Below are 10,116 nucleotides of genomic sequence, written 5' to 3'. Positions count from 1 at the left end.
TGCGCAATAAGGTTTTGCCATTCTTGGTTGGTGCGTCGTTTTCTCATCTCAAATCTCCTCATGGTTGGAGACTTGATCTTATTCTTCGTGCTAGGGGATTAGAATGCGGGGTTTATGATGCGCTTACCAAAAAACGGCCATCCCCCAACGACCAATTTTTTTATTAAATAAAACCGCAACCGCGCCAAACACACCTAAGAAAGATGAAAATAGCGACAAGAATTCAGGAGTGCTGTATGAAAGATCCCCAGCAAAGTAATTTACAAAGGAAAACACTCCAGATAAAAAAGAAACAATCAAAAAAAAATACAACATTTTAATTTACATCCTTAGTGAGCAATGACAGAGGGCAATTAACAGTAACACCTCCCGATTGTTCTTCTTTACTCCCATCAGAGTTAAATTTGTACAAGAAAAATAGGTTAACCTCCCCCCCATACGTATACAGAGTCAAACGAAAGCCTGACGGTAAATACATATAATAAATTCTACTCTCTCCAGAGTTCCTCCTTTTAACGCTAGGCCCTCTATAGTTCAATAGACACGCGTAAAAATCACCAAGCTTTCCATCCTCTAACTCGCCCTTCCAGTCCTCACTTAAACTTAATTTATATGGCGTTTCTACGTTAAACCGTTCGAGTTCAACCAAGAAGTCAGCAGCAGTCCAGAATGAATAAAAAACCTTAAAAAATATAAAAATAATCACTACCAATGCAATATTAAACTTTACTTTTTCTGACACTCCCCCCCCTTATAAAACAATTATTTATCATAAAAATTAAAGTGATTTTAAGCTACCAGTTCCAGATTTGGTATACACGGATGAAGTAGCAAGACCTTTTAAGCCAGAAACAAAGGGGTCAGGTCTTGCCTGCTGCTCCTACTGGCCCCCTCACCACAGGCTAACACTTAGCTTGCAGCATCTATTTTCGCCATATAGGGCAGGCAGCTGACGCTAAGGCACTCTATTTATTAGCAATAAAAAGTGCCTGTCCTGTATTTTTCCCCCTTATTGCTCACAGCCACCGGTGTTGTTGTACGACACCACCACTTCGCGCCCTGAAGCTTGCGCTGCTAAGAACAAGGCATACATTCTGCTGCGCGCTTCGGCTTGTATGGCGTTGCTGATGGCAAAGGTGGATTTATTGCTACAAGCTGTCACATCCGCGCCAGCATGGGACAGCTCGACCAATACGGTATTGGTGTGGGCATAGGTGATAATATGCTTCACCGTTCCTTTTGTATCTATCCATGCGGCATGGGCGCTGGCGCACAGCAACCAAGCCATAAGGCCCACAAGCCAAGGCCCAAGGCCTTTCATTTCTTTGGTTTTCAATGGTTTTACTCCTGTAAACTCTCTACTTACTTGCTATTTGCAGACTGCTTCACGCCCGTAGGCCCCCTGTCATGGGGCGATAGGTTTTATCGCAGCATGACTGCTGCTCCTACTTGCCTTTCACCTTCTTGAATAACAGGCTAAGGTGGCCGGGCGTAACGCATACTTTTGCCATGTAGTGCAAGGAGCAGGTGCTAAGACACTCTATTTATTGGTAATAAAAAGTGCCTGTCCTGTTTTTTTTCCTATCAAGTCTTTTTCCCATATATCCTGTATTTTTATTTAATTAACTTTGGGGAAAATATTTAACTCTGAAAAATCATGAATACCTTCATGATCATAGGGTACTCGCACTTTAAAGGAAGTATGGCCTGACAGGTTATACACAGAGAAACCAGCATATTTACGATAATCACTATAGCCATCATCATAAATATCAAGCATACCAGGACCTCGCTTTCCATTATCGCCAGGTAGGATCACTTTTTCTGGTGGCTTAGGAGGTGAAAAAACATATCTTTCATCATCGATATACAAAGAATTAAAGTCATCAACTGATATTGAAACATTACAATATGTAGGTTCCCCCTTAACAACATCCACTACAAATTGATACCATAAGTCATCATTCTTATTGCCAATTTCTTCAAATGCATAACTCTCTACTTTCTTAGAATTGAAAACAATCAAGTAATCTTTTCCTAATTCAAATTCTTTAACTATACCAAAGCCGTTACTGTAACGAATAACGCCTACACTTGAATCCCAGAACACCGGATTTTTATGATTACTATATGTATTATCTTTTCCTTTATAAAAGGTTATGTCGCGGGAATTTAGAGGGAACTCAAAAGAACCATGCCAATCGCCGCCTCTTATTTTTTCAAGTGTTCTAAATTTGTATTCAATTATGTCATTTCCTTTCTTTCGACCAACAACTTTAACTAAAGAAACAACATCAGCATTCAATATATATTTTGCCTTCGTCTCTACTTCATCAGGGCAAGAGCTTGCCAGTACAAAAAAAGGTATAAAGTACAATAGAAAAATAATTTTAGTCATTAGCATAGTTTCTCATTCCATAAGGAGTAGACGCTCTTGCTTGATACCCCGCCGATGGGGTTCGCCGTAGTATTTTGACATAAACGCATTTGTGAAATCCACAGCCCTTTGTTCAAAGTTCGGTCGACTATCTAATGGTGAGCCTTCATCAACAACATGCGAAAACTCATGCACGATAACTCTCTGAACACTAAATTTAGATTTTTCTGATAAAGTAATAAGTTCCCCTTCTTTCTTAAAGTACTGTTCGTCTGTATAGGTTTCAGAGTTTTCATAAAAATTTTCAAATTGTTTTTCCATATCTGCCTTAAATGTCTCAGAAAAATAATTAATTGATAAATAAATTCGAAAAACTTTATTATCTACACCCTCATAAGTTGCCCCCATATCAGCTTCAATAATCTGTACTTTTAGTTGCTTATTATACATTTCATTAATAATTTTCTGAAACTCTGTATACTGACAAAGGTCATCTACAGCTGTTGTAAAATCTTTTCTGAACTTTGGTGAGCCCTCCTCAATATGTATTTGCTCTCTCCACTGCTCCTGACATTGCTCTTCAAGGTTAACCCCTGTAGTGGTACAACTATTTTGGCCACCTGATTAGAGGTGATAAGATCACCGTAACTAAGCAGGTATCAATATGTCAAAACGTACAAGACTAACTTATTCACCAGAATTCCGACTAGAAGTTGCCCAAGAAGTTGTCGATAACGGGCGCTCAGTTCGCGAGGTTGCTGAGTCATTAGAGTTAGGCAAGTCAACCGTCGATAAATGGGCAAGGCAGCTTAAAGAAGAGCGAAATGGCAACCTATCGAGTGCCATGCCGATGACGCCAGACCAAGTCAAAATACGCGAGCTAGAACGTAAGATTAAACGCCTTGAAGAGGATAACACCATCCTAAAAAAGGCTTCAGCTCTCTTGATGCAGGACTCGCTCAAAGGTTCGCGTTAATAAGGGAGCTAAGCGCTTATTGGGGTGTTGAACGGCTGTGCAAGGCATTTAAGGTCAATCGTAGTAGCTATCGTTATTGGGTCGAGCGTCGTCATGAGTTAGACCCTAAAAGGCTGAAACTCATCTCTGAGCTGAAGCGCTGGTTTGGTAAAAGTTGTGGTTCGGCAGGTCAAAGGACGTTGCAGGTATTGCTCGCTGATTCAGGCTTCAAAGCTAGTCGGTGGTTGATTCGCAAGCTGATGAAGGAGAAGGGTCTCGTCAGCAGGCAAATCCCTAGTCATCGTTATGCTAAAGCTGAAAAAGAGCACTTAGGTATTCCGAATTTGCTAGATAGGAACTTCAAACCAGACGCTCCAAATCGGGTTTGGACGGGCGATGTGACGTATGTTTGGACAGGCTCTAAATGGCTATATTTAGCCGTTGTGATTGACTTATTTGCAAGACGCGTTGTTGGCTGGGCAACCTCAAAAAGCCCAGACAGCGAGCTAACAAAGAAAGCATTGAGGATGGCCTATGAGAGCAGAGGAAAGCCAAAGGGCTTGATGTTCCACAGCGACCAGGGCTGCCATTATACCAGTAAAACTTATCGTCAATTGCTTTGGCGGTTTGGTATAAAGCAAAGTTTAAGTCGCCGAGGTAACTGCCACGACAACGCCCCCACTGAACGTTTTTTCAGAAGTTTTAAAACCGAGTGGATGCCAAGGTCAGGTTATCAGTCATTTGCAGTGGGTGTTGAAGCGATTAACAATTACATTATCGGTTATTTCAATCGCTACAGGCCTCACCAGTTTAACAAGGGGCTATCGCCACAAAAGGCTGAAGCAGAATACTTCAAAACTTATAACGAGGTGGCCAGTTTTAGTTGACCACTACACCCCCAATGTATTATCAACGCCTCTATAGCCTGACACACTCTGAGTATGGTCACTATCCATTCCTTGGCCCGCATCACCATTTATATTTGTAATACTACCAGGGCGTCCACCAATCTGCGTGGTATACCCACTCGGATCCACGTTCACCATTGGATTACCATACACATATTGATACGGGTTATAGCTTTGGCTGTACATCGGGTGGCCAACCACAGGATCGGCTTGCAGGAAGCGCCTTAATCCGGCGGCATAGATGCGCCCGCCCATGTTGATGATGTCTAAGTCTTTAACATGTTCATGGCCGGTATAACCGTATTGGGTTGGGCGCAGGGTTTGTAAGCCGAGTGGATTGAGGCTAACGTCTATCTGCTCACCAAGGGGCGGTAATAGTAGCGATTCACTTCTTGGCCACTGCCATTCAAGGTCATTAATACCGAGCCTTGTTGGTCTTTAATGGTGTAGAAGCTGTCTTTGGTGTTGTTAGAGCGCTGGGTGAGCACCATATCACCGATAAAGTACTTCTCTTCTACCAGATCACCTGCTCCGCCATGGCGACTATGGCGCTCGTAAAAGGCATGAATAAATTCCGTGGTTAAGCGCTCTACCTTGCCTTGGTAAATGCGATTTTCAACCTTTTTAAAGCGCTCGCCGTCGGTGCCATAGCTGTATTCGGTCCAGTCATTACTGTTACTCGAGCTGCTAATGCGCTTAACTTTGTCAAAACTGGTGTAACTAAACTGGTAGCCGTTGTAGTTTTTAATGTTACCACTGGCGTCGTAGTTTAAGGTTTCATTGTTATGACTGCGTAATTTGTAGGGATCATTCGGGTCGTAGTCATAGCTTGAATTATCTTGTCCCACCGTGGTAGGGGTAATATTGCCGAGGTTATCGTAGCTGTAACGATGAAAGGTTGTGATGCCAAGATCAATCGGCGTGCCAAGGTCGCCGCTCCCAGAGCCTGTGCCGGGCTCAAACTGAAACTACTTGTCTTTCACCTTCTTGAATAACAGGCTAAAGTAGCTGGGCATAACACATGATTTCGCCATGTAGTGCAAGGAGCTGGTGCTAAGGCACTCTATTTATAAGCAATAAAAAGTGCCTGTCCCATCTTTGGTTTTAATTATCTTTTTAAATATCTTTTTGTGTATTAAATAGTGTGGTTTTATATTACCGTAGACGCTAGACTCTCTATTTATTGATAATTAACAGTGCATACCCAGGCTTTTCTACCCCTTTATTTTTATATACACTCTTCAGGCAAACACAAACCTTTACAACCATGCATCTTTAGTATCTCAGTTAAAGAATCATTAACTAACAAATGGACGCCATAATTTATTTCTCTAGCTATTATATAATCACCTTCATTATATTTTATTTTTTTAAATCTCATTATTTTTTTTGTACCAGGAACAAAATCAAAGATTGACTTACTTTTATCTAGAGCATCAACAAAGCTTAATACATTTACAACAAAGTAATCTTCAGTACTGTCATCTTCGCATTGAACCTTTGCTTTAACAAACTGTATATTATTGCTACACTCTGCTAGTAGATTACATATTTTTTTATTAACTAAAGGTACTCGCTTGTTATTTGCCAACTCACAAAATCTTCTTAATTTTTTCAACTTACAATTAAACCTGAAAATTGGCATTACATCATCATCTACTTCTTTCGTATTTTGGAAGATCCCAAAATAAAAATTATTAGTTAGTTCACCAACCATAACCTCCGGCACATTCGGGTTTCTCCAAATATATACCATCTCTATTTACCCCAGCTACGTTTATTTTTATTTAAAGCCCGCTCACCAGTTCGCATTAACTGCCTTTCACCAGAAATGATATTTGTGAGCACACTATAAAAATCCAGCTAATTAAACCCCGCTTCTAAACCTGCACTAATAAGTGGCCATCCTGTATTTTTTTATTTTAATCGTAGTAATCAGATTTAGGTAATCTAGATATGGCATGAATAAGGTCGACATATTCTTTCCTTGTTTTTTCTGTACATTTATCTAGCATTGCTTTCAGACTAAGAATTTCAGCATTTAACTGTTTGAATAAGTAACTCTCTGCACAAAATATCCATGAGTCATCACCAGCCCATAAACACCACTGTTCGCTTTCTCCGATCATATAAAACGATATAATGTCTGTTTCTTCTGTAAAAAAATTAAACGCCTCCCAGCTGTTTTCAATTTCACAACCCAGCCACCAAACTTTACCATCCAGTCCTCGCTCAAAGTCCTCCACTATTATCAGCTTTTTATCTCCAACTAATTCCGCCAGAGGCAATATAACAGCAGAAAACTCCGCTTCATTAAGCCAATAAAAAATGTCGTACTCATTGAAATGGCAATTAGCTACACCGCCTAACCAATTTTCTTTTACCCCCCCTCTTACCTTTCCATTAATATTATATATATTTTTTGTTATGTGAGCTGCCAAAGCACTAGCTTGCTCCGTAGTTAACTCTTTTATCATAATGGAAACCTTACTTTTATATCTTTTGAAAATTTTGGTCTTTGAAAACCCAATCTCGGCGTGCCAGGCAGGTAGTTTCCTATTTCACCTGCTGATGGATGAAGCTCAACTTTAGTACCATCTGGCAATTGTTTAGCTTTTCTTTCTCCCTTATCGTAAAGCTGCTTCCCGTCTAAGCCATTGTAAGCATCCTCTGCACCTTCCCCTTTGAGCTGCCTAGCTTCGCCTTCCGTCCTTTCAATAAAAAGAGCCTTTCCTGTCTTATTTTTTCCTAAATACATACCTCTGGAACTGGGTTATCACAGCATGACTGCTGCTCCTACTTGTCTTTCACCTTCTTGAACAAAAGGCTAAAGTGGCCTAGCGTAGTACATACTTTCGCCATCTAGTGCAGGAAGCTGGTGCTAAGGCACTCTATATTATTGGTAATAAAAAGTGCCTGTCCTGTATTTTTAGCGATTTCAGCTCGCAATATCTGCTTTCGCCACAATTAGAGCACCGATATCTGGTTGGCAATGTATATCAAACAGGCGTTTACGGCATTGTTCATCTGTGCCATATTGTGTGATAAATCGATGTATTGAAATACCTTTCTGAAACTGAACTTTGTTTTTAGCAATGATAGCCATCTCATGCTTGAACTCAATTTATTCATAACTCAGACGTGCGGACTTTCAGTGGTAATCAGATATTATATTGTGCTTTAATTACTTCTCCGCTCATGCGCTTAACCTTGCTAAAACAGATGGGACTATATATGTCCTTTCTTTACCGTTGGCCAATATCAAAGGATGAAAAAGCGAATGAAATTCTATCATCTTCTAGCTCACTCAATTGATAGTTAACTCTATCATACCCAAACTCTAATTCTCGTACATTTAGGTGCATAAACTGGGTTAACCCTCCGCCGATTTCACTAGATGAAAAGCTGCTAACATCAAAAAATGACACGAATAAAAAGCTAGCGTTTACTTCCTCTGAATTAGACATAAACAGTGTTAAATCATAGCTATAGTCATCCTTATTCATAGTAACACTCAAAGAGCGTAAGCAATTGTGTTCAATCAAAAGTTCATTTAGGTCGCGAATACTAGTCATAACTTCTCCTGTTTAGAAATAAAAACAGCCAGTACCATCTTTTTATCTTTTTATCTTTTTATCTTTTTATCTTTTTATCTTTTTAAGGGAAAAAGCCCCCTTATATTCCTCTCTAAATTTATCACTTTATTGGGCTAGGCAGTGTGGCAATATCATGAAAAAAGTGCCAAAAACTTTCAATCTTGTTTGAGTACCTTTTCGTCATACTTTCTAAAGTAAGCATTTTAATATTTAGTGTTTTAAATAGATCTTTCTCTGCACAAAATATCCATGAGTCATCATCCGCCCATAAACACCACTGCTCGCTTTCTCCAATCATATAAAAGGACATAATGTCAGTTTCTTCTGTAAAGAAATTAAAAGCCTCCCAGCTATTTTCAATTTCACATCCCAGCCTCCAAAATTTACCATTTAAGCCACGCTCAAAATCCTCCACTATTATCAATTTTTCATCTCCAACTAATTCTACTAGCGGTGATATAGCAGCAGAAAACTCGGCTTCATTTAGCCAATAAAAAATGTCGTACTCATTGAAATGGCAATTAGCAACACCGCCTATCCAGTTTTCTTTCAATCCCCCTCTTACCTTACCATTTACATTAAATATATTTTTTGTTATGTGAGCTGCCAAAGCACTAGCTTTCTCCGTAGTTAACTCTTTTATCATAATGGAAACCTTACTTTTATATCTTTTGAAAATTTTGGTCTTTGAAAACCCAATCTCGGCGTGCCAGGCAGGTAGTTTCCTATTTCACCTGCTGATGGATGAAGCTCAACTTTAGTACCATCTGGCAATTGTTTAGCTTTTCTTTCTCCCTTATCGTAAAGCTGCTTCCCGTCTAAGCCATTGTAAGCATCCTCTGCACCTTCCCCTTTGAGCTGCCTAGCTTCGCCTTCCGTCCTTTCAATAAAAAGAGCCTTTCCTGCCTATTTTTTCCTAAATACATACCTCTGGAACTGGGTTATCACAGCATGACTGCTGCTCCTACTTGTCTTTCACCTTCTTGAACAAAAGGCTAAAGTGGCCTGGCGTAGTACATACTTTCGCCATCTAGTGCAGGAAGCTGGTGCTAAGGCACTCTATTTATTGGTAATAAAAAGTGCCTGTCCTGTATTTACCTACGCCAAACGGATGCAAATCGAAGAATCATTTCGGGACTTAAAAAGCCCTGCTTATGGCTTTGGCTTACGCCATTGCCGGAGTCGCAGCACGAAACGATTGGATATTTTGCTACTCATCAGCCTGTTGGCTGAGGTTGTGCTTTGGTGTATTGGACTGATTGCTAGGCAGCAAAATTGGCAATATCAGTTTCAAGCTAACACCATCAAAACCCGCCATGTTTTATCAATAACACGGCTCGCAAAAGAGGTGCTAAGGCGGCGGGGCCACCGAATAAGTAGCGCAGATATACAGTGGGCAATCTGCGAATACATACGTGTGATCCATCAAACTGCGATGCTTAAATTATGAGGGGATCCGTCAGCGCCTTGGGTTTTCATTTACATTAAAAACATTTGTTGTGATGTGGGAGGCCAACGTCCTAGCTTGCTCGGAAGTGAAATCTTTTATCATAATGAAAACCTTATTTTAATACCCTTTGAACCTTTTGATATCTGAAACCCAAGTGTCCCTTCCCGCGCGCACCTAAAGATCCTAAAACAGCGGAATTCTAAAACTAAACAAGTTATTTAACTGACTAAAGCCGGCTTAGCCGGCTTTTTTGTATGTCACTATATTCACCCCTCTATAAGTGAGAGACAAAATCATCGACAAGTAGCGTTTTCGGCGCTGAAGGCTCGGTCACTGGTGTGCCAATGTATAAAAAGCCCACTAAGCTTTCATTTTCGGCCAAGCCTAAGCCCTGCTCTACCGTTGCGTTGTAGCATAAATCACCGGTGCGCCAGACGCCGCCATAGCCCATGGCTTGCGCCGCCATTTGCATGGCATGTACGCAACACCCCGCGGAAATAACTTGCTCTAGCTCTGGCACCTTATGCTCTTTGGTCACACTAGCGATAACAGAGATCACCACGGGTGCCCGCTGTGGCATGTTTTGCGCTTTTTGCAGCGCCGCCTCATCGGCCCCTTGCTCTTGCATGGCTTGGTAATAAATATCCCCTAAACGTAATAGGCCATCACCTTGGGCCACAATAAAACGCCACGGCTGCAAGCTGCCATGATCAGGGGCGCGTAATCCCGCTTGTAAAATGGTTTCAAGTTCACAGCTATCGGGTGCGGGGGTGGCTAAACGCGGACAAGAACGACGTTTTAGTAACAAATCCATGGCTAACATAATTGCG

14 protein-coding genes and 1 pseudogene are annotated in these 10,116 nt (G+C 40.8%); 2 read left to right on the top strand and 13 right to left on the bottom strand.

Going from position 1 to position 10,116, the window contains the following annotated elements; genetic code table 11:
* Positions 1–316: 316 nt before the first annotated feature.
* The 4 genes from K6Y31_RS18325 to K6Y31_RS18310 form a co-directional block, all read right to left on the bottom strand.
* On the bottom strand, positions 317–742 hold the full coding sequence (locus K6Y31_RS18325; RefSeq protein ID WP_233054400.1) for a hypothetical protein: 426 nt from the start codon (positions 740–742) through the stop codon (positions 317–319).
* A gap of 267 nt (positions 743–1,009) precedes the next feature.
* Positions 1,010–1,336, bottom strand: a complete 327-nt coding sequence (locus tag K6Y31_RS18320) for a hypothetical protein (protein ID WP_233054398.1) — start codon at positions 1,334–1,336, stop codon at positions 1,010–1,012.
* A gap of 282 nt (positions 1,337–1,618) precedes the next feature.
* Positions 1,619–2,398, bottom strand: coding sequence for a hypothetical protein (locus K6Y31_RS18315; protein ID WP_233054396.1), 780 nt, complete (start codon positions 2,396–2,398; stop codon positions 1,619–1,621).
* 12 nt (positions 2,399–2,410) lie between these two features.
* Entirely contained in the window at positions 2,411–2,827 is a 417-nt protein-coding gene (locus K6Y31_RS18310; RefSeq protein WP_233054394.1) for a hypothetical protein, read from the bottom strand.
* Positions 2,828–3,041: 214 nt separating this feature from the next.
* On the opposite strand from K6Y31_RS18310, the gene K6Y31_RS18305 reads away from it, so the two are divergent.
* Positions 3,042–4,219, top strand: a protein-coding gene (locus K6Y31_RS18305) for an IS3 family transposase (RefSeq protein WP_427901915.1) whose coding sequence is annotated in 2 segments (ribosomal slippage) — positions 3,042–3,312 and positions 3,312–4,219 — 1,179 coding nt in all. Because the reading frame shifts where the segments join, the coding sequence is not laid out codon by codon here.
* Between the two features lie 3 nt (positions 4,220–4,222).
* Here K6Y31_RS18305 and K6Y31_RS18300 read toward each other — a convergent pair.
* The 8 genes and pseudogenes from K6Y31_RS18300 to K6Y31_RS18265 form a co-directional block, all read right to left on the bottom strand.
* Positions 4,223–4,558 carry an RHS repeat-associated core domain-containing protein gene (locus K6Y31_RS18300; RefSeq protein ID WP_282560206.1) on the bottom strand — a complete coding sequence of 112 codons (336 nt, stop codon included), beginning with the start codon at positions 4,556–4,558 and terminating at the stop codon, positions 4,223–4,225.
* A 32-nt stretch (positions 4,559–4,590) separates the two neighbouring features.
* Positions 4,591–5,088 (bottom strand): hypothetical protein, encoded by a 498-nt coding sequence (locus tag K6Y31_RS18295; protein ID WP_233054388.1) that lies wholly within the window; start codon positions 5,086–5,088, stop codon positions 4,591–4,593.
* A gap of 380 nt (positions 5,089–5,468) precedes the next feature.
* Positions 5,469–5,957: an imm11 family protein gene (locus K6Y31_RS18290; RefSeq protein ID WP_233054386.1), complete on the bottom strand. Its 489-nt coding sequence runs from the start codon at positions 5,955–5,957 to the stop codon at positions 5,469–5,471.
* A gap of 205 nt (positions 5,958–6,162) precedes the next feature.
* On the bottom strand, positions 6,163–6,717 hold the full coding sequence (locus K6Y31_RS18285; protein ID WP_233054385.1) for a hypothetical protein: 555 nt from the start codon (positions 6,715–6,717) through the stop codon (positions 6,163–6,165).
* Complete coding sequence (locus tag K6Y31_RS18280; RefSeq protein ID WP_233054384.1) at positions 6,714–6,998, bottom strand: hypothetical protein; 285 nt, start codon at positions 6,996–6,998, stop codon at positions 6,714–6,716. The genes K6Y31_RS18285 and K6Y31_RS18280 overlap by 4 nt, the downstream gene beginning before the upstream one ends.
* Before the next feature lie 166 nt (positions 6,999–7,164).
* A pseudogene (locus K6Y31_RS18275) lies at positions 7,165–7,337 on the bottom strand (IS1595 family transposase); the annotation flags it as partial.
* Between the two features lie 148 nt (positions 7,338–7,485).
* A complete protein-coding gene (locus K6Y31_RS18270; protein WP_233054382.1) occupies positions 7,486–7,815 on the bottom strand; it encodes a hypothetical protein in 330 nt (109 codons plus the stop codon).
* 121 nt (positions 7,816–7,936) lie between these two features.
* Positions 7,937–8,482 (bottom strand): hypothetical protein, encoded by a 546-nt coding sequence (locus tag K6Y31_RS18265; RefSeq protein ID WP_233054380.1) that lies wholly within the window; start codon positions 8,480–8,482, stop codon positions 7,937–7,939.
* A 354-nt stretch (positions 8,483–8,836) separates the two neighbouring features.
* Between K6Y31_RS18265 and K6Y31_RS18260 the strand changes: the two genes are divergently transcribed.
* Entirely contained in the window at positions 8,837–9,286 is a 450-nt protein-coding gene (locus K6Y31_RS18260) for a hypothetical protein (RefSeq protein WP_427901914.1), read from the top strand.
* 274 nt (positions 9,287–9,560) lie between these two features.
* On the opposite strand, the gene K6Y31_RS18255 is transcribed toward K6Y31_RS18260, so the two are convergent.
* Positions 9,561–10,109, bottom strand: a complete 549-nt coding sequence (locus K6Y31_RS18255) for an NAD(P)H nitroreductase (protein WP_233054377.1) — start codon at positions 10,107–10,109, stop codon at positions 9,561–9,563.
* Positions 10,110–10,116: the final 7 nt, after the last annotated feature.

Origin of the sequence: Motilimonas cestriensis (assembly GCF_021295315.1) — a bacterium.
In the GTDB taxonomy this organism is placed as follows: domain Bacteria; phylum Pseudomonadota; class Gammaproteobacteria; order Enterobacterales; family CBDFNC01; genus Motilimonas; species Motilimonas cestriensis.
The sequence above is the reverse complement of the archived record's forward strand: the minus strand, read 5'-3'. Positions and strand labels throughout refer to the sequence as shown.